The sequence below is a fragment of the Rhodopseudomonas sp. AAP120 genome (genome assembly GCF_001295845.1).
GTDB lineage: Bacteria > Pseudomonadota > Alphaproteobacteria > Rhizobiales > Xanthobacteraceae > Rhodopseudomonas.
The window spans coordinates 173,291-195,222 of the sequence record NZ_LJIC01000015.1; the positions used below are offsets into that span (position 1 = coordinate 173,291).

The 21,932-nt window shown below is 62.1% G+C and carries 23 protein-coding genes; 8 read left to right on the plus strand and 15 right to left on the minus strand.

What is annotated here, in order from left to right:
- Positions 1 to 52 precede the first annotated feature (52 nt).
- The 7 genes from IP86_RS02845 to IP86_RS02870 form a co-directional block, all read right to left on the minus strand.
- A complete protein-coding gene (locus tag IP86_RS02845) occupies positions 53 to 1,531 on the minus strand; it encodes a hypothetical protein (protein WP_012495574.1) in 1,479 nt (492 codons plus the stop codon).
- Complete coding sequence (locus tag IP86_RS02850; protein ID WP_012495573.1) at positions 1,528 to 6,285, minus strand: AAA domain-containing protein; 4,758 nt, start codon at positions 6,283 to 6,285, stop codon at positions 1,528 to 1,530. The genes IP86_RS02845 and IP86_RS02850 overlap by 4 nt, the downstream gene beginning before the upstream one ends.
- Positions 6,286 to 6,801: 516 nt before the next feature.
- The gene (locus IP86_RS02855) at positions 6,802 to 7,395 is read right to left on the minus strand and encodes a hypothetical protein (protein ID WP_012495572.1); all 594 of its coding nucleotides are present in this window, start codon (positions 7,393 to 7,395) and stop codon (positions 6,802 to 6,804) included.
- A gap of 3 nt (positions 7,396 to 7,398) precedes the next feature.
- Positions 7,399 to 7,590 carry a hypothetical protein gene (locus IP86_RS02860; protein ID WP_041809681.1) on the minus strand — a complete coding sequence of 64 codons (192 nt, stop codon included), beginning with the start codon at positions 7,588 to 7,590 and terminating at the stop codon, positions 7,399 to 7,401.
- A gap of 204 nt (positions 7,591 to 7,794) precedes the next feature.
- Entirely contained in the window at positions 7,795 to 8,175 is a 381-nt protein-coding gene (locus IP86_RS02865) for a hypothetical protein (protein ID WP_245290514.1), read from the minus strand.
- A gap of 16 nt (positions 8,176 to 8,191) precedes the next feature.
- Positions 8,192 to 8,335 (minus strand): hypothetical protein, encoded by a 144-nt coding sequence (locus IP86_RS28465; RefSeq protein WP_012495571.1) that lies wholly within the window; start codon positions 8,333 to 8,335, stop codon positions 8,192 to 8,194.
- A gap of 394 nt (positions 8,336 to 8,729) precedes the next feature.
- Positions 8,730 to 9,167: a hypothetical protein gene (locus tag IP86_RS02870; protein WP_011502540.1), complete on the minus strand. Its 438-nt coding sequence runs from the start codon at positions 9,165 to 9,167 to the stop codon at positions 8,730 to 8,732.
- 82 nt (positions 9,168 to 9,249) lie between these two features.
- Between IP86_RS02870 and IP86_RS02875 the strand changes: the two genes are divergently transcribed.
- The 7 genes from IP86_RS02875 (at position 9,250) to IP86_RS29555 (ending at position 13,340) form a co-directional block, all read left to right on the plus strand.
- Positions 9,250 to 11,271 carry an AAA family ATPase gene (locus IP86_RS02875; protein WP_012495570.1) on the plus strand — a complete coding sequence of 674 codons (2,022 nt, stop codon included), beginning with the start codon at positions 9,250 to 9,252 and terminating at the stop codon, positions 11,269 to 11,271.
- An 11-nt stretch (positions 11,272 to 11,282) separates the two neighbouring features.
- The gene (locus IP86_RS02880; protein WP_011502538.1) at positions 11,283 to 11,591 is read left to right on the plus strand and encodes a hypothetical protein; all 309 of its coding nucleotides are present in this window, start codon (positions 11,283 to 11,285) and stop codon (positions 11,589 to 11,591) included.
- Positions 11,592 to 11,723: 132 nt separating this feature from the next.
- Positions 11,724 to 12,176 (plus strand): hypothetical protein, encoded by a 453-nt coding sequence (locus IP86_RS02885; RefSeq protein ID WP_012495569.1) that lies wholly within the window; start codon positions 11,724 to 11,726, stop codon positions 12,174 to 12,176.
- Positions 12,167 to 12,478, plus strand: a complete 312-nt coding sequence (locus tag IP86_RS02890) for a hypothetical protein (protein ID WP_012495568.1) — start codon at positions 12,167 to 12,169, stop codon at positions 12,476 to 12,478. The genes IP86_RS02885 and IP86_RS02890 overlap by 10 nt, the downstream gene beginning before the upstream one ends.
- A gap of 10 nt (positions 12,479 to 12,488) precedes the next feature.
- Positions 12,489 to 12,716 carry a hypothetical protein gene (locus IP86_RS02895; RefSeq protein ID WP_012495567.1) on the plus strand — a complete coding sequence of 76 codons (228 nt, stop codon included), beginning with the start codon at positions 12,489 to 12,491 and terminating at the stop codon, positions 12,714 to 12,716.
- Positions 12,716 to 13,066, plus strand: a complete 351-nt coding sequence (locus IP86_RS02900) for a hypothetical protein (protein WP_012495566.1) — start codon at positions 12,716 to 12,718, stop codon at positions 13,064 to 13,066. The genes IP86_RS02895 and IP86_RS02900 overlap by 1 nt, the downstream gene beginning before the upstream one ends.
- Before the next feature lie 142 nt (positions 13,067 to 13,208).
- Positions 13,209 to 13,340 (plus strand): hypothetical protein, encoded by a 132-nt coding sequence (locus IP86_RS29555; RefSeq protein ID WP_012495565.1) that lies wholly within the window; start codon positions 13,209 to 13,211, stop codon positions 13,338 to 13,340.
- A 20-nt stretch (positions 13,341 to 13,360) separates the two neighbouring features.
- On the opposite strand, the gene IP86_RS28470 is transcribed toward IP86_RS29555, so the two are convergent.
- A complete protein-coding gene (locus tag IP86_RS28470; RefSeq protein WP_012495564.1) occupies positions 13,361 to 13,537 on the minus strand; it encodes a hypothetical protein in 177 nt (58 codons plus the stop codon).
- A 46-nt stretch (positions 13,538 to 13,583) separates the two neighbouring features.
- Between IP86_RS28470 and IP86_RS02905 the strand changes: the two genes are divergently transcribed.
- Entirely contained in the window at positions 13,584 to 13,859 is a 276-nt protein-coding gene (locus IP86_RS02905; protein ID WP_011502534.1) for a hypothetical protein, read from the plus strand.
- A gap of 245 nt (positions 13,860 to 14,104) precedes the next feature.
- On the opposite strand, the gene IP86_RS02910 is transcribed toward IP86_RS02905, so the two are convergent.
- From IP86_RS02910 to IP86_RS02940, 7 genes are all read right to left on the minus strand, one after another.
- Positions 14,105 to 14,455 carry a hypothetical protein gene (locus IP86_RS02910; RefSeq protein ID WP_054161006.1) on the minus strand — a complete coding sequence of 117 codons (351 nt, stop codon included), beginning with the start codon at positions 14,453 to 14,455 and terminating at the stop codon, positions 14,105 to 14,107.
- A gap of 4 nt (positions 14,456 to 14,459) precedes the next feature.
- Positions 14,460 to 14,906: a hypothetical protein gene (locus IP86_RS02915; protein WP_054161007.1), complete on the minus strand. Its 447-nt coding sequence runs from the start codon at positions 14,904 to 14,906 to the stop codon at positions 14,460 to 14,462.
- Between the two features lies 1 nt (position 14,907).
- On the minus strand, positions 14,908 to 15,264 hold the full coding sequence (locus IP86_RS02920) for a hypothetical protein (protein ID WP_054161008.1): 357 nt from the start codon (positions 15,262 to 15,264) through the stop codon (positions 14,908 to 14,910).
- 12 nt (positions 15,265 to 15,276) lie between these two features.
- A complete protein-coding gene (locus IP86_RS02925) occupies positions 15,277 to 16,083 on the minus strand; it encodes a glycoside hydrolase family 108 protein (protein ID WP_197279599.1) in 807 nt (268 codons plus the stop codon).
- A 63-nt stretch (positions 16,084 to 16,146) separates the two neighbouring features.
- On the minus strand, positions 16,147 to 18,501 hold the full coding sequence (locus IP86_RS28955) for a DUF2793 domain-containing protein (RefSeq protein WP_054161010.1): 2,355 nt from the start codon (positions 18,499 to 18,501) through the stop codon (positions 16,147 to 16,149).
- Positions 18,498 to 19,448 (minus strand): hypothetical protein, encoded by a 951-nt coding sequence (locus IP86_RS02935; RefSeq protein ID WP_054161011.1) that lies wholly within the window; start codon positions 19,446 to 19,448, stop codon positions 18,498 to 18,500. Before IP86_RS02935 ends, IP86_RS28955 begins: the two co-directional genes overlap by 4 nt.
- Positions 19,449 to 19,501: 53 nt before the next feature.
- On the minus strand, positions 19,502 to 21,931 hold the full coding sequence (locus IP86_RS02940; RefSeq protein WP_054161012.1) for a hypothetical protein: 2,430 nt from the start codon (positions 21,929 to 21,931) through the stop codon (positions 19,502 to 19,504).
- Between the last annotated feature and the right edge of the window lies 1 nt (position 21,932).

Genomic DNA, 21,932 nt, shown 5'->3' on the forward strand with positions numbered 1-21,932 from the left:
AGACCCGGCGCACCGTCTAAGCGCACCGATGCCGTAACGATTAGGCGAATTGTCACGCTACGCCGATATCAAGCGACATGTCGATAGCGTGGAGCGCGCGATGGGAATCCTCATCTGATCTCGTCCACAGCAAACCACTCGTACCGTCGGCTGCGGCTGCCAGCTCCGCAATCATTTTCTTGTACGATACCACGATATCTATGTCGGCGGTAATGTACCCGAACGGAAACGGGTAGTCCGAACCTACATCTGGAGAATGAATTATGACGGCGACCCAACTTCCTGGTTTAAAGAGAACTTCAAGAGAAAGAGGAAGTTGCTGCGCTGGTACGGCCAGGCAGCGGTCGAACAATGGCTGTAAGGCTCCCGATTGACCATAACGCTTGATCCATCGCCTGTTATCGCTTTCCCCGCTTGACCTCGCGAGAAGAACTGTCCCGTCGTTTGTCTGGTTCGTTTTGGACAAATCCCGTGCCAAACCCACGAAGGATGGACTGCGTCCCCAAGAATTAGTCCCGGGGGGGAGCCAGAACACAGGCGTGCGGACAGTATTGGCCGAGGTATCGCCAGCAGACTTTGTCCAGTCCAAAACACCAGCCCGAACGTTCTCCGAAGCCACAGAGCCAACCAAACGCAAACCTGGTGCGCCTGCTCCACTTAACGCCCGGTTCGCTGGCTGCACCGCATCACAAATCCATTGTCGTCTATCGAGCGAAGACCTGGCACCTCCTCGGCGGAGGACGCCACCATCCATTTCATCGATTAAATCAAAGGCCAACTGGTGGTCTGGTGGCGCCACAACCGACTTCATTTGATCGCTAATCGCTGCGATCAACGGGCCTCTCGATCCCTGTCTGCCCTTGTTTGATAGCTCCGAAAAGTCAGGAAACACGCCCGCTCCTTCCGTCGGTCTCCAACGAATGGGGATCTGAATGACGGCGGTAGCGGGAGCAACAGGCTGCACATCCTCTATCGAATTGAGGCGGGCTTCTTCATCCAGCCAACGCTTCCGGGACTGTGTCTGGCGCCACTCCTGAAAGTGGAAGTCGAATGCGTCCGCCGCCGCACTGCTGGCAGTCGCAGCCTTCTCGCGATCCGGCAGCCTGAGTTCTTCTACCAGTTTTGCCTCGCGCTTGTCGAGCGATGCTTCGTCGATGGGCGTTAGCGCGGCAAGTTCAAACGTCACTGTGGGGGTGATCTGCTCGATCTCAAACAGATCGAGCTTGTCGGACAACGGCGACAACGACTTCAGTCCACGAGCAGATAGAAATAGCTGACCGCCCCGTTCCTCCACAAGCCCGGTGCCAAGCACGTCTTGCAGTAGGACCTTTGACTCCGGGCCCTCGAAATCGAAGAAACCGAGCAGATCGTCTAACCTAATCCCAGGGACGAGATGAACCAAGCGCGTCGCATATTCCGTTGCGAGCGGGATCGAAGTGCGCCTCATAACGAGCGCCGCGATCCTGAATTTCTGACAACGGACTGCGAAAGCCGCGACATCGATATCAATCTGTTCCGCCAAGCCGGTCATTGCAACACACCCGCACTTGGAAGCACTCTCCCGCCTGCTTTGAGGTGCTTAATGACTGGAGCAAGCGCATTTCCATTTCTTTCGAACATGCCCGTGCTTCCGACGATGATAAGACGCTCCATGGCTCGAGACAGTGCAACATTGATGCGGTTAGCCGCGCGCACGAAACCCATATTCCTCTCCGGATTACTTCTTACAAGAGACAGGATCACAATTCGATTCTCCTTGCCTTGGTAACTATCGACCGTCCCGACCTTAACCAGCTTCTGGAAGTCAGGTGACAAATCCGACGTAATCAACATTTCTTCTATCATACCGACCTGAGGAGCATACATGCAGATCACGCCAACGAGCGGCTCCTCTTCCCGAAGATCGACGAGCGCCTCATCAACGAAACCCTTCGTTCCGGCGATCACTTTCAGAAGTGAAATGACTACGGCAGCTTCCGTCCTATTGACGAAACTGCTTCCGGCCTCTCTCTCTCGTCTGGAATGTTTCGAGTGACCTGTATCAATCCATACCATTTCGTCGTCGAGCGGCCGCGGCAGATACTCGTAATACTTCGGCGCGCCACCCCGCTCGGTTTCTAGCTCCTGGCCTGGGTAAAACGTCTCAGCAACAAGCTTTCCGATTTTCGGCGCCATTCGATACTGGCTTGTCAGCGTTCGAGCGACAGCCTTCCCGTAGGCTGAATGGAAAGCTCGTTCGAAGTCGCTGCGGTTCAGCTCCCTCTTGGAGCGGATATTCAGCCTTTCCCCGAGAGCGGCGATCAGCTCATGACCATAAAGGGGCGGCAATTGCTTGTGGTCGCCAACCAGAATTACTCGTCGGCCAGACTGCATTCCAACCGCAAGTTCGCCTGGGGTACAGCGTGCGGCCTCGTCGATGATCACAAGATCGTACACATTCCGATCGACTTGGATACCGTATCGCCCAATACCCACACATGTGCCGCTGATCAGATTGCGGCTCCTTGCAATGAGCTCTTCCAAACTCCGCCCTCGCATTCCAAGCGTTGCTCCCCACTCCAGTGCTAACCCGTGGACGCGCAGGAGTCTGCGCCGTGCATCGACGTCATGGACGGAATACTGGTCAGCCAACGTATCCCGGATTTCCTCAAGCGCGCTTCTTGGATCCAATTCAGGTGAGACGCCGTGCTCTTCCACAGCGTCTGCCCACGCGAGGTTCAGGCCCTCCAGGCGTTCATGCGCCGCCGCAACGGTGTCCTGATCCCGCGACGTCGCAATATCCTGTTCGCAAAACTCGATCTGCTTAAGTAGCGAGCCGAGTGAATTCTCGATCTCGACAGCAGCGTAAATGTAGTCCCTTTCCAAACCCAACCGACTTAGCGGAGCGAGAACACGCTCCTTCACCGCAGCTCTAAACAATTCTCGGTATCGATCCTGGATCGCGAAGGCGTGATAATTGTGGAGGATCGGCGAAATCTTCGAGTGCTGCCCCACGCGCAGCATCTCGATGTTGCCGCCGTGCTTGGCAGCCGTCTGGAGGATTTTCTCGGAGGCCGCGTTAACAGCTTCGTGGGATTGTGAAAGAACCAGCACATTTTTCAGCCGGAGTTCAGTCAACGCATAGTGCACGAATGCAGCAATGAACGTCGTCTTGCCTGTACCCGGCGGGCCCTGAAGGAGCCCAAGCGGTCCATAACGCCACAAATGTTTGAACGCGTCGTTTTGCGCTGGATTCAGTCCATAACGCGATAGGATCGCGTCGTCGATTTCGGGCCCGAACGTCTGAGGCGCAAGATCGACAGCCGGATCGAAAAATCCAATAAGATTAGGGATCTGCGATTTTCGATCCAGAATGCGACCCACTGCCCGAGACCGCCGCTGGAAGCTGACAAGGTCGTCCGGGATCTTTAACACTGCCCCTTTATTCAACCCGCGCACGTTACGTACATTCCGGACGACGACCGTGGTCCCCCGCGATCTCTCCGTATCTAGATCGCCGAGCTTATACCCGTTCCATTGTATACTGATCGACTGGCCATCTCCGGACTCAAATTCCGGCAGGTTATCTTCCGCTATAAGGTGCAGAGTCCTTTCATCGCGGTCATAACTCGGCTCCTGCGCAAGCGTGAACTCCGGGCTGATTTCATCTTCTGCCAGAATAGTCCCGTTCCAGAAATCCTCGACTGGAAACTTCTGTGTGGCAGGTTTTGTGGTCGGTGCGGCAGGATCTGGGGCATCGGTGACCTTCGGCGCAGCCTCCGACTTTGCGATTACAGGCTCTGAACCGAGATGGGACGCGACTAATTCGGGCAGATGGTCGAGTCCGACAAATCTCCTTGATCTGCTTCGCACGATCTTGAGCGACCCCTCAAAGGACAGGAGCCGGTGTCGTTGAGCCCACGCCGCCTGCCCCATATCGATTCTGTTCGCGATCGCTTTTACCGGCTTGGCATCTTTCGGATCAAAATCGATCGTAACGCGTTGATCGAACCCGAACACTTCGATCGAGTCAGGCGCCCTCTTCGACTTGACAATGTGGAATACGCCATTGTCTGACAGCATTGCGCCTTCGAACGTTGTGCGGGGAGTCTCGATCTCGATATCGAGTTTGATCTTGGTTGGTGCCACTCGGCGAAATACGACTGCATCCTTCAGGGCCTTGAGCGTGAGCCACGGTGCGGCCCCTTCGGCGCATTTGCCGGCACCCAATCGAAGCAGAGCTTTCGTCTCTGCGTCCGTGCAGGCTTCTGCAAGCTCCAACGCAATTTGACCGACGGCATATCGGTCTCGACTCCTCAAATCATTGTCCTCGGCGGGACAATAAGCAGGGGTGCTGCGTCCGATGTCATCCGCAGAAAAATCGACTACATCAACTAGTACAGGTCGGGGGATGTCCCCATCGAAGCAGACAAGGATATTCTCCGGCGAGATGTCGCCGTGATTCAGTTCAAGCTTATGAAGCTCGTCGACGGCGTCGATCAGCCCGACAACGAAGCGACGCAAGCCTTCAGGTGTCCAGGTCGAGACGTCACAAGCGGATAGCTTTTCCCCATCAACCCAATCTTGAATAAGCAGAAGACCGTCGGTGCAAAGACACGCAACACTTATTCGCGGAAGCCATTTGGCGTCGATCCGTCGTAACGCATCGGCTTTGCCGAAGAACTCGATCAGTCGCGCGGCCGATTTTCTGCGCTCACCGAGAATTCGTTCTGGCCAACTCTTGACGAAGTGGCTCTCATTATCCTTCAAAGATTTGTAGATGCGATAAGGTTTCTTACTTATCCAGTCCGAAGGCTCATAGTCTGATATAGGATCGATATCACGCCGATAGGCATCCAACTGCCGTTCTAGCGATGCCTTTTCAGTTTTCCGAAGCAGCTCAGCGAACGCGTCAGCCGCATCGACGCCACTCTCATAGCGCTCGTTTGCGTTGATCTTTAAACAACGCTCAAACCATCCCTGAAATGCATCGGGTAAGCCAACGTCCTCAAGGTCGCGAGAGCTCCAGACCGGCACACCGTCTATCTCCTCCAGTCGGGCTCCTACCAGAAGATTCCATACAACCGCTCCTGCAAGGAACACATCCTGTTGGAACGGAGTTCCCTTTTGGCTTTCGCCAACGTCCTCCGGGACTCGATAACCACCCGCCAGCAGCTTTGAACGGGCGCCCCCGATGGACTTTCGTTCTGGAAAATGAGCGGCCCCGAAACTCGACAGCACCACTTTGCTGCGTCGCTCATCGATCCAGATGGAATGCCGATCCAAATCCCGGTGAGCGACCCGGATACGATGCAAACTCGCAATGCGATCCAAAAAAAGCCTGGCCAGCTCAGTCCGTCGTTCAAATGTGAGATCGTTTAGTACGCTATGGTAACGGCTGAGGCGCTCTAAATCGGGCAGGCAATCGAAGATTTCAGAGTATCTCAGCGTGTATTCGGAATCGAAATGGAGAGAGCGGAGAACATAGTTCTCATAGAGGGCTGGATCTTGAACCCGAATATGCCCCAGAACCGCTCTCTCCCGCTCAGCGATCGGGCGACGCGCTTCTTCAACGATAAATTCGCCATCGACACTAAAGTCCCACAGCCGAAGAAGGCCCGTGTAGTTCGGATCTTCGGATTGATGGCAGGAAAACTCTTCAAAAAGAGGATGCTTGAAAGCCGGATCACCAACTGGCATGAAGCCATGAAAACGCGTCTTCCGGGGCTCAAAGAGTTTTCCGTTGCTGAAGAACTTTTGGAGAGCGTTTCCACATTGCCCCGAGCAGAGCGAGTTGGACTCAGAGTACTTGGTTGGACCGGTGAAGAGGTTCCGAAAATTCTGTTCACGCGTAATCTTCAGGAAATCAGAAAGCTTGAGCGTTCGATCACGTTCGACCTGATCGAGACCGCTAGGATCGCATTGCGGATGTGTGAGGACGACAAGGCTTTCGACAGGCGGCACTGCGGGAAAATGGTGGATCTCCGACCTTATCAACGACGCGAGCACTTTGGCATTGTCGCGGATTTTATGAGCTGGTGACGCACCGATAATGTCTGCGTCGCGGTGCCAGATGCCTCCTCGATTCTCGATGCGCCCACGAATATGCTTGAGGTCAACGAGAATGATGCGATCTGGTGTGACGATCACAATATCGATTTCGCGGTCCTGGCCCCGCCGCTGCGGTTGGCGCATGACGAAATTCGCGTAGCCCTTCCAATGCTTTGGAAAGGTTGCGCGAATGTCCTCAAGCCCTGCCATTTCCGTTGGCTGGGGGCCCTGCGGAAGAAAGAATTTGATTTCCATTTCTGCCTCAGATTCGCGCCGCAATCTTACCGTATGGAACCAGGAAAGCGCGAGCTAAGGTTGAAGATAGTCCCGTTGCTGGCTCGCGAATGAACCCGAGCGTAGACCGGTCGCATTTACGGTTGTTGACATCTGCCACGAAGTGTACCCGCTGGCTGGCACCCCATCGCCCAGGTGGCGGGGAATTTTGGGGTACTAAGGCCTCTGCCCCCTCAAATCGGGGAGATGTGAATGCAGCACAATATGCGATCGTCCCAGTCGACTTCCTTCAAATGGACGCCTCTCCTTTTTCCGAGAGCTATAATGCGCTCCGATGCCGTCGGGCACGGCTTCGGAGCGCTTAGGTACATGCCACGAGCCGCGCCGAAACTCGTACGGCCGCGATAACCGACCAGCACTTCCGGACCGAACATTAGGTCTAGATTGTTATTTGCTGCCTCAGTACTCCAAGATCAGCATCGGCAAGGTTGCCGACTGCATCTAAAATAAATACACCTGATTGGAAAAGCGGAAGTATTACGTCCAAGTCGAGGTCGCGTTCGTCAACACAGCCTTGGCCATAGTTGGCACCGTCCTGATCAGTGAGGCATTTTGATCAGCCCACTGCTTACGTGCGAGCCATTCCGGGACAGATTCGCGAAACCTTCCGTCACCGATGTTCTTGACGAACTCGGCGACATCCATCGGGTCGATCTTCTCCATTGTGACGAGCTTCTCAAGGATCGGGGCTACTTCCTCGCCCTTCGTGTTCGGCAGGATCAGGCCGAGATCGTGGACCTCGCATTCGAGCCCTGCCATCGACAGCACCGCACCGAACACGGCCGTCGCCTGCGTACCGCGCCGGAGGAGCAGATGCAGGTCGGCTTCCTCCTGCACCAGGATGATTGCATCGAGATTCCAATCGCGGAAGGTCTCCCGGCCCTCCGACAGAAGGTCCCTCCCGCTCTGGTCGAGATAGGGCGGCACGTCACCACCTTCGTAGGCGGCCCTCATCTCCGCGATCAGCCGGTCATGTGCCGGTTCGATCGTGCTTCGCTCGAACCGAGGGACAACGCCTCCATGGTGGGCAGCCACCAGGAGGGTCTGGGTCTTCTCCTCGATTTCTCGCACGATTTACCTCTGGCCGGCGAATACGACCAGGCTGCCGATGTTCACGGGGTACGAGATCGGCAAAGTACCCAAGGTGGCGGCCACCGTCATCATGATCGCGTTGGCGACGACGTAGGCTGGCGGCTCGCGCGACGCGGCAAGGCGGGCGCGATACGCCGCCGTCCGATCCCGTCCCGGTGTCGATTTCGTCGTCATGGTGGAGACTGTCACCAGTGACGCGTCATCAAACGATCCGGTCGACGTCGATACTAATAGCACACATGGAAACGCCCATCGCGGTGGGGCTCTCCTTGCGGAACCGCGATGGGCGTTGTGCCGGAGATCGCCAAACCCCTTGACAAGTCAGAGATTCGGCGATCGTTCTGAGAGCGTCAATGGCCTCGTCAAGAAAAAATCGGACTACTCTTCGACGGTCTCTTCTACGCGCGCACCGCGGCGACGCATCCGTCGTATACGTTTGACGAGCGCGACTACGTCACTCGGATCGTATCCCTTCTCCGCCATGGTCCGGAGCGCGGGTCCGACGATGAGCGCGTCGTCGCGCGTCAACCGTGAGAGCACGTCGTCCGGCGCCATCGCGATCGCGGTGACCAACGCCCTGCCGAAGGCCTCAACCGTCGGCCTGTTCTCGTTCCTGATCCGATCACGGTAAGCGGCTGTCCGGAGTGCCGTTTGAGCCCGGACCACGTCCGGATGCTGACGACCGCGGGGGCCGGTCGACCGAGGCTCCGGTGTCCGGAAGCCCAACGCCACCTTCCGGATCACCTTGATCCTCTTCATCTCGTCTTCCGTTGGATCACGCATCTGGAGACCTCCTCCTACGGTGCACGTCGACATCGACCGCATCTGTTGCGTCTTCGATCGTATCGTAATCGTCGCCGTCGCGGTGGACGATGGACTTGTAGTCCTTCGGCAGGTCCCATGACAGATGCGCATGCATCGGCCGCATCCGCGGCGGGCGCGGACGCTTTGGCTTCGTGGCGGTGGTTGCTGCGGCGTCGGTCAACGGGGTGATGTCCGGGTCAGGCGATCAAGCCGGCATCGTCACCGCAAGGACCGAGAGTGTCAAGCCGTTGATTTCACTGTGCTAAATTGCCACCATTTCAGTGGAAAAGTCGACGACTGACCAAGGCAATTCGGAGACATTTCGAGAGTCGAAATGTCGTCATCAGCCGTGACCACCGGCGCCGTCTATCCGGGAGTCCGAGCGCGATTACTAATGATGGCAACGTCGTACGCGTGAACTACGCTATTGATATCGGTTCAGTTTCTCGGATGGATGTCCGAGGATCTCGGTGACGTTTTGAGATTTTGACGTTTCGACTCTCGAAATATCAGTCGTCATCACCGCCGGCGTCGACATCGATTAACGTCTTGGCCGCGTCCCACTCTTGCTCCGGATCCTCGAAATCGGAGTCCGGCAGGGGGACGCCGAAAAGAGCGGCATGAGCCGAGTTGTATCGTGTCCAACGCTCTGCCCGCGCAAGTGCTGACGGCGCGGCGTGCCTGGCTTGGTCGAAGCCGGTCCGAATCTTCCCGACAGCGTCCATCCTCGGATTCCTGGGGTCGGCATTGAGCCAGGCGATGAGTAGCCTCTCGACGTACCGCGACCTCGAGATGCCAGCGACCCGGGCCCGGACAGTGAGGACCTGCAGGAGATCCGGATGGGCCCGCAAGATCAGCCGCCCCGAGCGGGCGTCGTCCGGGCGCGCCTGTCTCTTCGCGCGCGGGGCCGCGGCGGCCGCCACCTTCGGTTTCGAATCCTTAACCATGCAGTTCCCGAGTCCTTGAAAAACGTGGTCTCGTTGTCATACATTTCCGGTCAATGATGGCAACGTCGTACGGACAAATAGCATGTCGGACAGCGATTCGAGAAGCAAGACGGAAGAATACTGGCTGACAACCGTTGAGGAGGACCGCGCAGAGTCCGCGCCGGCGCCGGCTGATCCGGCTGATCTCGACATCCTCGAGCTCCCCACCGCGGCCATCGACGCCATGCTGTGCCCGACGGAGCGCGAGGCGGTCGACTGCGCCATCGTGCGCGCCGAGGTCGCGCTGCGCGGCCGGACGGATCGCCTGCAGGTCGACTTAGCCAAGATGCGGACGCCAAAGGCCGATGCCATCGATCGCCTGCGGTGGTCGTCCGAGTGCCGCGCGATAGCCTCTGAACTCGAAGCGATCGGCGGCGCCGCAGCTAACGAAGCCGCCCTCCTCTGGTGGATGCTGTCGTCATCGCCGCGAGACCCCGGGACGTGCGCGGTCGCTGTCGACCTGGCGAAGATCGCCCCGCGGATCCGGTGGCCGGAGAAGGCCGACGAGATCAAGGCGCGACTCAGTGTCTGGAGGCGCGCCTACGCCGGCAAGTACGTGGACGACAACCGCGACCTTTTCGCCATCGCCGAGGAAGAGATTATGAGATCGAAGAATCCGACGATGCGGAAGAACTACGGGTCAGTTCCGCTCTCGGTGCTACTCTGCGACGACGAGAAGTCTGCCGTCGCGCTGGTCGTCAAATACACGCGGAAGATCTCGGGACCACCGTACGTCGATGTTCCTGACTTCCTGGTGAGCACGCCGCCGAAGGACGGGGATCGGCGCATCTGGTGGCGCACTGAGTGCCGCCGGATGTCGTCCCGGCTATCCGAGCGCGCCGACGATGGCCTCGCCGGAGCGACCGCGCTCGCGTGGCGGATGCTCGCCGCCGACCCGGCCGATACGCGGACATTTTTGCCGGTCCTGCCGGCTCTGAGGCATCTCGCGGACCGGTGCACATGGTCGGATGACCAGAAGTCCAAGCTGACGGCGCGCCTAGCTATATGGACCCTGGCAGCCTCCGGCGAGTACGGCCGCGATCCGCGCGACATGTTCGTGATCGCCGCGCAGCAGTCCGAGTCCCTGCACGCCGACGAGGGTCATGACGATCCGGCGGTCGAAGAGCTCTGCAATCGCGCCCATGCAGCGCTGAGTCGCCGGAAAGTGCGCCTCCCGTCGTCGCCGGCCAGGCCGAGGCCGGCGCCGGATGGCCCTGCTGTCGTCGTGATGACCGAGGCGCCGGTCGAGAAGAAGCACATGCCGGACGTCTGGAAGCGCCTGGAAGGCGCCGACGTGCCGCTGGTAGTCTGCCGCGACGCTGCCGTCGTCCGGCAGGCACTGGAGGCCGAGTACCCGCACGCGCGCGCTGCCGTGGCGATGCTGACGCAGGATCTGCGGGACGGCGAGCCGGTCCGGATGCGGCCGACCCTCCTCGTTGGTCCCCCAGGCTCCGGCAAGTCGCGCCTGGTGCGCCGGATCGGGGAACTACTCGGCGTCTATGTTTACAGGCTCGACGCAACCGCCAGCGCCGACGGATTTTTCGCCGGCACCAACCGCGCATGGCACTCGTCGGCCCCCTCCGTGCCCGCGCGCGCGATCGCGGCGGCGATGCGCGCAAACCCAATCGTGATGATTGACGAGATCGAGAAGGCCGCCGAGAGCACTATGAACGGAAACCTATGGTCGGCGATGGCGCCTCTTCTGGAGCGCGAGACCTCGCGTAGCTACAGAGACTGCGGCCTCGACGCCCAGCTCGATCTCTCGCACGTCAACCATGTCGCCACCGCGAACACGACAGAGCGGTTGCCGTCGTTCCTGCGCGACCGCTTCAGGCTGATCCGCGTCCCGTCCCCCACGCTGGCGCACCTGCCGGCGTTGGCGGCGCTGGTCCTGCAGGACATCGCGCGGGACGACGACGCGCGCGCCGGGGCACCACCACTGGCGCCCGACGAGCTCGACGTGATCGGCCGGGCGTGGGCCCGGGAGAAATTCTCGATGCGCAAGCTGGCGCGCCTGGTCGAGGCGACCCTCGAGGCGCGCGACGCCTGCGCGCCGCGGCACTGACGGAGGCCGGCATGGACGAGGTGATGGCGAAGCTGCTCGACGACGATTTCGACGGCTATCTGCGCAACGTGCCGCCTTCCGAGGTCGAGATGCAGATCGCTCCGCGGATGAAAGAATGGGCCACCCTGATCACAAACGAAAACGGCCGCCAAGTCCTGAAGCTGATGGGCCGCGCCCACGGGCACCCCGAGATCGAGGACGGCGAGAACATGCGCACCGGACGGCTCGTGTGGGTGGATCCCCACATGCGGTGGGCGCGCGCGACAGACCGGCTATGGCGCCTCGACTACGCCGAAGACTCCCAGCCGACGGGGAATTGACGTAGCAATGATGGCATCGTCGTACGATCAGTAATGATGGCAACGTCGTACTAATCGGTCGCAAAAGTATCGCTTGGCACTCTCAGGAAACCGGGTGACGATTCTCGAGATCGTCAACACGGGAGAGAAGCCATGACCATCACTGAACTCATCGGCAACCACCTCAGGTCAGCAGCGCAGGCACTCAAAGACCGTAACTTCGACAACTTCTCGTTCTCGATCCGCTCTCTGGCCCTTTTCAGCGAGGCCGACAAGCTCGCGACGCAGATCGCTCACTCGGTGGCAGAAGCAAAGCTGTTCTCGGAGTGGCTTCGCCTGAATGGATCCGACTACACCAAGTATCTCGACGAGATCTCCGTTCTGTTCGGTAAGCAACGCGCGAACGGCAGACTCGCCGATGTGATCCATTACCTGAACGACGAGAAGCGCCGTGCTGCGAAGCTGAAGGAATTCGAGAGCATGGGATTCGTCTTGATGGAGCCCTCCGTCTTCGAGTTCAGAACTCAGACCGACGACACGACGGATGCAGGCGCCGCAACCAAGGTTCCTCCTGACTGGAAGATTGATCGTACGCGTTGCTGCTGACGCATGCCCTCCGCCTAATCGCTTTCGTCTTCGCCGTCGGCGCCATCGCCGCCGGCACGACGGCGCACTTCGCGGGGGCGATCTACGTCAACGTCCGGCGGCAGATCGACCAGATCGCCGCCGATGAGTGCGACAACATGCGGCGCATGGCCGACGAGATCAGCGAGTTCGATCCGGAAGCGCGCCGGGATCCGATGCCGGAGATGTGCGCCAAGCTGCCGAAGCAGGGAGGTGAGGATGACAACGATCGACGAGATCCCAGGGATGCTGCAGAAGAATGGACTCCAGGAGATCGCTGCTGAGTTCGAGTTGATGCAGCAGGTCTCCTTCGTCCTCGCCGTCGGAGCCGTGATTGCCGGCACGACGGCGCACTTCGCGGGGGCGATCTACGTCCACGTCCGGCGGCAGATCGACGCTATCGCCGTCGATGAGTGCGACAACATGCGAAAGCTCGCCGACGAGATCCGCGAGATCGATCCGGAAGAGCGCCGTAACCCGGTGCCGGAGATGTGCGCCGACATGGGCAACAGGAGCGAGTGATGGTACCAACACATGAAGCATTTCTTCTTCGTCAGAAGATCAACTACCTGCAGGCCCTGTTCGAGGGAGACTTCTCGTCGTCGTCTCCGGAGAGAGCCGCGCAAGAAGGACTGGCACGGCTCATCGCGAAAGCCGCTGGATGGAAGGCCGTCGGTTCTACCTACCAGCACGAAACGAAAGGAAGCTACCTGATCCGCGAGATGGACGGATGGAGCGACCTTTGCATGATCGAATGCCTAGCCGTAGAGGACTGGATTGAGAAGATCACTCCGCCGCCGCCGTTGCGTAACATCCTTCCGATCTTGAGAGATCGAGAGAACTATCTCAACGGCAATGGGAGCGCGTCATGACCACTGCGACCACTGTCTTTCACCTTAACGCCGCCGAGGCCGATCTCATACGCCGAGGCGCCGCGCGCAGATCGCCTCCGATGAACTCCGCCGGATCCTGCGCGATCAGTCTCCGCGGGCGCTCGCGGCCCTCGACCAGGTCATGACGCGGCCAGCGGTGTGCGATGACCGCATGTTCGAAGTGCTCGCAAGCGTCCTCGAGACCGCCACCAAGCTCGACTGGATCGACGTCGCCGGAGAGCCGGTACTCGGCGTCCGTGAATCGAGCATGTGACCGCGTCTTATCATGCGCTACTACCGGTCCCCCTCACCCAGCGCCCCATGGTCCGACAGGACGGCCGCCCACCAGGCCTCCTCGTCGGCCTCGGCGTCGCGCTTGCGCTGCTCCTCGGTCAGGCGCCGGGTCATTGCCTCGACGCGCGCCTGCTTCTCCGTCGGGAACCGCCAGCTCGCAGGTCTTCGCCCAGCCATGTCCACACCCTCCCGTTGACGATGGTACAAAACGAGAACAAAACTGATGCACCGTCAACCCGAGATCGCCGACATGCCGAAGCCAGCCGAGACCACCGATAGCCCCCAGGTCCCGTCAGAAGCTGATCTGGAGGCCCAGGCGGCCGAGCTCGAGGCAGCGGCCGGCCAGGCCATCGAGGCCTGTGGTGGCGACCCGGTGGCCGCCGTGCGGGCCCTGATTGTCGCCAATAGCCTGCTCGAGGAAGAGGCCGAACGCGTCTACGCGGCGGCAGGATCCTGGGGATATCTCCGCGGCCGGAAGCTCCCGCCGAAAACCATCTGAACGCGTGCGGGACCTAGGTGGGACCCAGCGCAAACGCGCCTCAGCGCGGCGTTCGCCTGCGCTTCGATTCGTCAATGTTTTCAGGGATTTTGATGGTGGGCGCACCAGGGCTCGAACCTGGGACCCGCTGATTAAGAGTTAATCACCGGACGGCCGATTTCAAAGACTTGGCACCGTTCGACTTGGCGGGTTTTGGCGTTTTCCGGCATCTGTCGAATGGAACTTCGCCCCGCAGGTGCCCTTCCTCAGTGGGGCGGACCGCCGCCGCTCATCCACTTTGCCAGCCAAGCGAAGCCAGCACCGGCCGCGCCGCCGCCGACGGTCCAGCCGCCGCGCATCAGCCACAGCGCGCCGATCGAGCGCTGATGCTTTTGCTCGTGCGCGTCGACCAGCGGCGCGATCCGGTCGAGCGTACTCTCGATAGTGGCGATCTTATCGATCTTCTCGTACATGGCGCGACGCCGCACCGCGGCTTCGTCCTGAGACTGAATGATGTGAGCGCACTGCGCCTGCAATACGCCGACCTGGTTCTGCAACGTTCCGAGCGTCTGCAGAATGTCGAGTTGCAGCCGCTCGGCAAGCGTCTCTCCCGACATCGCCCTATCTCCCCGGAGGCTTGACGGCATCGAGATTAACCTTGCCCGGCCCGCCGTTCAGCACCACAGGGCCGAGCCCGAGCAGGCCGGCGATCAGCAGATAGGCCCAATCCCCGGTCGCGCCGGCGCTGGGCCAGGTTCCGCCGAATGTGTAGACCAGCGCCGAGATCCCGACCTGCAGCCACAGCAGCACGCAGAGCTGCGACAGCACCACGATCGCCCACACGATGCGGACCAACTTGGAGTTGATCAGCACCTGGCCGAACGTCGCGAAGGTCTTCGCCAGCGCGTCGGATTGCGACTTCATCACCTCCGCGAAGCACTCCATCAACGCCTGCTGAACCTTGGCGTTCAGTTCGGCGGCGCTGATCTGCTTGTTGTTGTAGGCGGTGAAGGCGTCGGCCAGCTTGCCGATCAGCAGCGGCGCGAGCGCGGTGACGAGCGACAGCATTTCAGCCTCGCACGATCGAGCGCATCCGCGCCGCGAAGGTGATGACGCCGATCGCGATCATCACCCAGCCCAGCACGCTCGGATTGGCGCCGAGCGCGTCGGCGATCTGCTGTTTCACCTGCGGATCGCCGAGCAGTGTCGCCAGAGCGTCGATCTGCGAAGTGAGGAAGCCGAGCGCCGCCAGCGCATAGGACAAAGCCACGGTCGCCGAGTTGTAGCCGAAAGCCGCGACCTTCTGCCAGAAGGTGTCGGCATTGGCGTAGAAGTTGGCGAAGCGCGGCGAGGCGCGCAGGATCGGACGGATCACCAGATAGGTGCCGACCAGAAGACCGAACAGTGCGAAGATCCACCACAGCATGAAAGCCTCCTGTCAGGCCGCCGCGTAGGCGTCGGCGCGTTGCTTGTCCACAACCGACCGGCGCCACAGCACGATGGCAACGCCGATCAGGAAAACCGCCACGACAGCGGCGGCGACCTTGCCGGACGAGCCGAGCAGCACAGGGTCGATACCCAGCACGGAAGGATCGTTCGAGGCGCCGCCAGCCGTGCCCCCAGCCGTGCCGCTCGCTGTTGCACCGGCCGCCGCCTTCTTCGATGCCGACTTCGCCTTGGCGCTTTCGCCTTGCAAAAAAGCGCCGACTGCGACCGGCGCCAGGCCGGCACCGAACTGCAGCCACATCTTGACCGCCGCCGCCTCGCCGTTGACGACGCGACGCCCCCAGCCCTTGCCGAAGGTCGACCACGTCTTGAGCGATTTCAGGAAGCTCATCCGCACGCGCCAGAATTTCTGGATCAGTGCCACTTTGTCGGGCGCTGCATTCGCGGCCGTCACCACCTCGCCGATCGACTGCACCGGCTGCCCAAGCGCCTTGGCGGACCACGGCACTACGCGGCCGACCCCGGAATTGATCCCGGCGTCCAGACAGGTGTAGTCGTAACCGGCCGGCAGCTTGTCGTAGCGGATCGGAGCGGCGTAGCGCTTGCGATAGATCTCAGCAGCCACATCCTTCGGCATGGCCCGAACATCTTCGGCGGTCGCGGACGCCTTCCAGTACAGCCGCGCGTCGCGGATAGTGATCCCCCAATTGGTCGGGCCGCCGGGGTCCTTCGGGTGGTTGGTGTAGCCGCCCTCGTCCGCGAACACCCGCGCCATCGCGCTGTCGTAGGTTGCCTGCATCGCCGTCATCCTCGCTCGCCTGTCGCGCGAGGATGCGGCCGAATGCACGACGTCAACCGGCGATCAGAGCTGTGCGTCGAGCGTGATGTGGGCGCGTATGACGTCGTTGACTGTCGGCGCCGTGTTGGCGATGCCAACCCCGTTCTGCCCGGCAAAAGCGATGATTGCCGTGCGATCCCCGCCATTCCATAGATAGCCGGCGGCGCCGGTATCCGGACTGTAGACCACCCCCGTCGGGCCGGAGCGCATCGCCGGGGTCAGCGGGAACTGCGCATAGCCGGCAACGGCTGAACCAGTCCACGACACTGAACCGGCTAAGTTCCCGGCCGTACCGGGCGCGACGTCGTAATCGTAGGTCTTAAACCAGTAGCGCTGCGCGCGCATCAGCTCCTCGGCCCAAGTTCGCCCGATGAACGGTGCGTTGGCGAGGTCGCAGGTTTCCGTGCCGGCGAGCGGCGCCGCCAATACCACGGTGAAGGTAGCGTTAGAGGTCGCCGCAAGGTTGGTCTGCGCCGAGGTCGCCATGATCTCGGCGCCCTGCCAAGCGTCGGCGGTGCCCTGCAGCGCCGATCCGGCCGCGAGCGTGATCGAGAGGTTGAGCCCGGCCGCGTTGTTGGTCAGCCACGTGCCCGAAGTGTCGCCGGGAAACGAGGTCTGGCCAGCGCCGGGCGCCCCGGCGAAGCTGACGAAGGTCCAGGTGTTCGCCGCCAGCGTGAACGTCTTGACGATCGAGCGGTTGCCCGCAGCATTCGACAGCTCGACCGCGAAGGTGCCGGAGATGCTCGATAGCAAGTACAGCGCCAGCGACAGCGGATTAGCGCCGACTGCGCCGAAACCGAGCTGCGCACAATTACGTCCCTCGATCGACTGCCGCAACTGCAGATAGTCGCCGCTCCCGAGTGAACTTTGAGTGGTGGTCACAGTGATCTGCGTGCCGCCGACAAATCCGGCGAGACCAGCCATCGCAAGCCCCTGGCCAGACACGCGCAGGCTGCCCTTAGCGCGTACTTTCCATCCGTCGGTGATGTAGGCCTCTACTCCGGCGGTCGCGCCGATATTGCCGACGACGGCGGTGCCGTTTTTCTGCGCCAGGCGATGGAATGGGTTCAGTGCCAGCACCAGCGGCGCGGCCGCCGCGATCGAGGCGCCCATGATCTTGGCGCGCAGGCCGGTCGCATCCGACGACAGCTTGGCTGGGCTGACCGCGCCGTCGGCGACGGCGGCGCCCGCGGTCGAGGCGATCAGCAGCCAGCGCGAGACACCGCTGTCGTAGCGCAGCGTCGCGCTCTGGTATTGCGACAGCGGCACGTCGGCGCCGAACGAGAAGCGGTTCGCCGCGGCCGACGACGCCGAGGCGTCTTTCAGCGTCAGCGTCGCCGCAGCCATGTTGACGATCACGATCTCGCGGCCGAGGCGCCCGCCAGCCAGGCCGGTAATGTCCAGCACTGTCGTCGGCGAGAGAAGGAAGGTCGATGCCGCTCCGCCGCCGGGCGGCGCATAGTCGTTCTGGCTCGCCGCGGGCGCGGCCGTTACCACGCCCGAGAAGGCGATGTCCTGCGGCAGATCGGTCAGCACCACATAGCTGCGCGACATCAGCACCCAGCGCGACAACGTACCGTCGTAGCGCAGCCGCACCTGCTCCATCGCCTTCAGCTTGATATCGCTGCCGAACGAGAAGCGGTTCGCCGCGCTCGACGAATCGCTTTCGTCTTTCAGCGTGATCGTGCCGGAGCCCGACAGCATCTGCAGCACCAGCAGACGGCCGTCGACCCCGGATGCGATGCCGGTGAGGTCGCGTGCTGTGTCGGCGGAGATCCGCAGCACCTGCGCGGTGTCGGCGCCGGCCGGCGCGTAGTTGTTGGTATTGGCGACGATCTGCGTCGGTGTCACCGACGATTGCAGAAACGATGTGGTGCCGGCCGGTTTCCAGGCGCTGCCGGTGTAGCGAAATAGCTTCTGATCCTCATCACTGATCACGTATTGCCCGGCGGCCGGTGCGGTGAACGCCCACGCCACGGACGGCGACGGTGCCGAACAGGTCGCGATCTTGTTGGTTTGCCCGTTCCAGGCGTCGCTGGCGCCCGTCGGGACGATGTAGCTGTCGCCGACCGACGGCGTCGCCGGCGGCGCCGTGGTGACGCGCGAGAGGATCTTCGGGCACAGGCCGAACAGCGCCAGCAGCGCCGCGTCGACCTTGGCTTTCTGCATCAGCCCGGCGGCGGTGACGTCGATCACGCTGGCGTTGTGGATGTGGGTCTGCTTCGAGAGCAGGATCGCCGGGTCGGTCCCGATATTGGCGCCGGTGCCGAGCCCGAGATCACCTGTGGTCGTGTTCATGAACGGCTCGCCGAGCGCCGGCGTGCGCGTGCCGAGCACAGCCGTGGTGTCGCGCCTGATCCTGAGAACGTGGCCGCTCATGAGAAATCCCCATAGTCGGACGGCCCGGTGCCGTCATCCGCGCTGAAATCGCCGTAGTCAGTGTTCGCCAGCGCCTGCCCCCAATTGGCAGCCGCGGTTGCGAAGGCTTGCGCGGTGCCGGCCCAGCTCTTGGCGGAAGGATGACCGGCGATCACGTCAGTCGGGCTTTCGGCCCATGCCTGCGCCGTGGCGGCGGAAGCCGTCGCGGCCGTTGCCTGCACCTGCGCGGCCGTCGCCGAGGCCGCGGCGGTTGCCAGCGCGGCGGAGGCGCCATCCATGTAGGTCTGAAACTGATCCTGTAGCCCCGTGATCTGGGCGCCGAACGACGCGGTCGCGTCCGAAATCAGCGCCTGACACGCCGCCAAGGTAGCGTTGAAGCCGCTCTGCGCCGAGGCGATCATTCCGGACAGCGTCGCAGCTGCTCCGTCGAACAGCGCCTGCAGATTGTCGATGCCGAGGTTCGCGGCAGCCCACGCCATGGTGATGAAATCGCGCGGGCCGCGCGGGGCGGCGCCGGCCACATTGAGAGCCGAACCGTAGTCGATCCGCCCGGTCTCGCCTTCGGGCAGATCGACCGTTACTGGATGGTCCCGCCTTGCTTCCGCCGAGCGCATCGCGGCGGCGTCGTGCAGGCGCGTGTGAATGCTGGGATTGAATGATTTGAGGTTCGCGAAGTCGGTGTCCTGCTGCGCGGGGGTGTGGCGCGACAGGATCACCCTGCCGGGCGCCGCCGGCATCGCCAGCGGCACAGCCGAAATCGCGCCCGTGATCGGGTCGCGCAGGATCTTGATCTGGGTGTCGCGGACGAGATCGGAGACGACGCCCGCGGCGTTGCGATAGCGCGCCGCGACGTGCAGCGCATCGTTGGCAACGAAGCCGGCAGCGAACGAGGTCTGCCCGCCGGTCCAGATCAATTCGCTGTAGCAGCGTTCGGTGTTGACGGTCATCGGCCCTGCTCCGCGGCAGACCTTACGGTCCGCCGGCCGCCGTCAACCGGCCGTCAGCGCTGGCCAATCGCGGCGGCGAAGCTGGGCGCGCGCTGCGGCGCCAGCTCGCCCTGTCGGAACCAATACTCCTGCCGATATTCTTTCATCGCCCGCGCCTCTCGGCGGGCGAAACTTTGCGCGTAGTTCGGGTCGATCGCGCGCTGGAGCTGGTCGAACAGCAGCCGGTCTGTCGCGAGCCGCGAAAACCAAAGGTTCTGCCCCGGCGTGAGGTGCCTGGCGAGTTGGATGCCTTGCCCGATCGCGCCCTCGCTGCCCTTCGCCAGCGCGGCCCCGAACCGTCCGGCGTCGTCGATAATGCCGCCGAGCGGTCCGGAGAACTTTCCGGTGATCGAGCGGTCGGCCGCGCCGGTAACGCCGCCGATCAGGTCGCCGTAGAAACCGAGCCCGCCACCCTGTGTCGATGCCTGCCACCAGAATTTCGGATTGCTCATGTCGACCGGGTCGCGCCCCTGAAGGATCTGCCGGGCCTGTACGATCGCGGCGCCGGCGAGGATGTGCGAAATGTAGAACAGCGCGTTGTTCATGGCCCGGTTGCCGGCGACGCCGTCGCGGATCGCCAGCGCGTGCATGTGGGTGGCGATCATCGTCATCGAGAAGCTTTGGAACATCGTCAGCGAGCGCGACACCTCGCCGAGGAAGGTGCCGGATCGCGAGCCCTGCGTGGTGACGCCACGCACACGAGCGTCCGGCTCCAGCACCGCCAGCGCTCTTTCCTCGAGGACGGCTTCGTACAGCTTGCGCACCGCTTCGTCCGACGTCGCCCGGCTGCTGTCGAAGAACGTCGCGCCCTTGATCTCGAACGGCGGCAGCGCCCGCAGATGATCCCATTCGGCGGCACTGATCCTTGCGCGGTCGAGCAGGCCTCGGAACGCAGGCTCCAGATCGGCGTAGCCGCGATCGGACTGCCGGGCGATGAAGCCCAGCATTTCCATCGTGAAGGCCTTCTTGACGCCTTCGGTCCAGGCCGTCAGCCCCGAGGCGCGGATGACGAAATCCGTGGTCTTGCGCATCAGCTCCGGGGTGGCGAGCTGGTCGGCGTAGCGCACCGTCGACACCGCATGATCGCTGACGGCATGGCCGGTGATCAGCAGCCGGGCGGCATCCTCCTGCATCTTCGGGTTCTCGGCGAAGATCGCTTCAACCGCGCGTTTCAGCACCGCGCCGCCGTCCATGCCGTTGTAGCGCGCCGCCAGCAGAGTGGTCAGGCTGTCGCCGATCGTCGCCGGCACCACGGCGGAGCCGAGCGAGGAAGCCGCCATCAGCGACCGCGCCGAGCCTAGCACGCTGCCCCAGAACTGATTGTCGACGCCGTTGGCGCGGCCGTTCAGCACCGCATAGGTGCGCTCGATCGCGCCCGCGCTTTCCATGCCCAGCATTCGCGCCGGCCGCAGCCCGGATTGGCCGGGCTTGCCGAGCGCTTCCCACTGCCGCGCATTCTTCGTCAGCATCGCCACGGTCGCGGCGTGCTGCGGCCCCAGCACGTCGACCAGAGCCGCTTCGCGCGCCATCGCGCCGAGGTGGCCGGACAGCGTCGATAGGATGTCCTGCCCCTGCCCGTATTTGTCCTGTAGCGCCATGAAGGCGTCGCGGCCCTCGGTGCCGGCCTGAAAGTGGAACGTCCGCATCTCCTTGGAGAACGCCGGCGCCGAGCCGGCCTCGGTGATGACGTCTCGCACCGCCTTGTCGAGCAGCGCGCCTATGCGGTCCGGGCTGGTTGCGAATTCGAGCCGCTCTTTGTCGAAGACTTTCAGCCCGCCGCGCTCGACCGCGTTCTGCAGATCGCGGCGGAATTCCTCGCCCATGCCGAAGCGGCGGACACGGTCGGCGCTCCAAAACTGCGGGAGCCGCCAGTTCTCCATCTCCTCGAAGATCTTGCCGGCGCTCTGCACGTACTTGACGCCCCAATCGGTTGCCGCCGTCCAGCCTTCGGCCGCGGCCTTGGCGACCGGATCACCGGTCGACACGCCGAACAGTTCCGACACCATGTTGCGGATGCCGGCAGTGTTCTGTTTCAACCCGGCAAACGATGATTTGTAAGCTTCCATACCGGCGTTGAACTTCGAGAACAGCATCTCGCGAAGCGCCTGCGCCCGGGTGTCGACATTACCGCCGCCCTGCCGGTAGATGTCCCGCGTCAGCACCGCCATCGCGCCGGCCGCCGGCCCGAACGGATGTTCCATTTGCAGCCGCTCGGCGTCGGTCTGGCGCTTCACCTGCAACGCAACCGCGTTCTTCTTTTGCCGGCTCTGCGCCATCATCTCGCGCGCCGCCTGCAATGCCGCCGCCGCATCGGCGCGGGCCGGCGGCATGTCGAGCGAGAATTTGCCCTGATACCGCCGCCACAACGCCTCTGCCGCCGCCGCTTGCTCCTTTGTGGCCCGCCCCTGTTTGACGATTTTGGCGAGGCAATCCTTGATGCTCATC

Coding starts and splice junctions, on each gene's coding strand:
- IP86_RS02895 (WP_012495567.1), top strand. CDS start 12,489: ATGCAGCAGGTCTCCTTCGTCCTCGCCGTCGGAGCCGTGATTGCCGGC.
- IP86_RS02925 (WP_197279599.1), bottom strand. CDS start 16,083: ATGCAGGCAACCTACGACAGCGCGATGGCGCGGGTGTTCGCGGACGAG.
- IP86_RS02910 (WP_054161006.1), bottom strand. CDS start 14,455: ATGTCGGGAGAGACGCTTGCCGAGCGGCTGCAACTCGACATTCTGCAG.
- IP86_RS02845 (WP_012495574.1), bottom strand. CDS start 1,531: ATGACCGGCTTGGCGGAACAGATTGATATCGATGTCGCGGCTTTCGCA.
- IP86_RS28470 (WP_012495564.1), bottom strand. CDS start 13,537: ATGGCTGGGCGAAGACCTGCGAGCTGGCGGTTCCCGACGGAGAAGCAG.
- IP86_RS02850 (WP_012495573.1), bottom strand. CDS start 6,285: ATGGAAATCAAATTCTTTCTTCCGCAGGGCCCCCAGCCAACGGAAATG.
- IP86_RS02935 (WP_054161011.1), bottom strand. CDS start 19,448: ATGACCGTCAACACCGAACGCTGCTACAGCGAATTGATCTGGACCGGC.
- IP86_RS02940 (WP_054161012.1), bottom strand. CDS start 21,931: ATGAGCATCAAGGATTGCCTCGCCAAAATCGTCAAACAGGGGCGGGCC.
- IP86_RS02870 (WP_011502540.1), bottom strand. CDS start 9,167: ATGGTTAAGGATTCGAAACCGAAGGTGGCGGCCGCCGCGGCCCCGCGC.
- IP86_RS02900 (WP_012495566.1), top strand. CDS start 12,716: ATGGTACCAACACATGAAGCATTTCTTCTTCGTCAGAAGATCAACTAC.
- IP86_RS28955 (WP_054161010.1), bottom strand. CDS start 18,501: ATGAGCGGCCACGTTCTCAGGATCAGGCGCGACACCACGGCTGTGCTC.
- IP86_RS02915 (WP_054161007.1), bottom strand. CDS start 14,906: ATGCTGTCGCTCGTCACCGCGCTCGCGCCGCTGCTGATCGGCAAGCTG.
- IP86_RS02875 (WP_012495570.1), top strand. CDS start 9,250: ATGTCGGACAGCGATTCGAGAAGCAAGACGGAAGAATACTGGCTGACA.
- IP86_RS02865 (WP_245290514.1), bottom strand. CDS start 8,175: ATGAAGAGGATCAAGGTGATCCGGAAGGTGGCGTTGGGCTTCCGGACA.
- IP86_RS29555 (WP_012495565.1), top strand. CDS start 13,209: ATGACGCGGCCAGCGGTGTGCGATGACCGCATGTTCGAAGTGCTCGCA.
- IP86_RS02905 (WP_011502534.1), top strand. CDS start 13,584: ATGCACCGTCAACCCGAGATCGCCGACATGCCGAAGCCAGCCGAGACC.
- IP86_RS02920 (WP_054161008.1), bottom strand. CDS start 15,264: ATGCTGTGGTGGATCTTCGCACTGTTCGGTCTTCTGGTCGGCACCTAT.
- IP86_RS02860 (WP_041809681.1), bottom strand. CDS start 7,590: ATGACGACGAAATCGACACCGGGACGGGATCGGACGGCGGCGTATCGC.
- IP86_RS28465 (WP_012495571.1), bottom strand. CDS start 8,335: ATGCATGCGCATCTGTCATGGGACCTGCCGAAGGACTACAAGTCCATC.
- IP86_RS02885 (WP_012495569.1), top strand. CDS start 11,724: ATGACCATCACTGAACTCATCGGCAACCACCTCAGGTCAGCAGCGCAG.
- IP86_RS02880 (WP_011502538.1), top strand. CDS start 11,283: ATGGACGAGGTGATGGCGAAGCTGCTCGACGACGATTTCGACGGCTAT.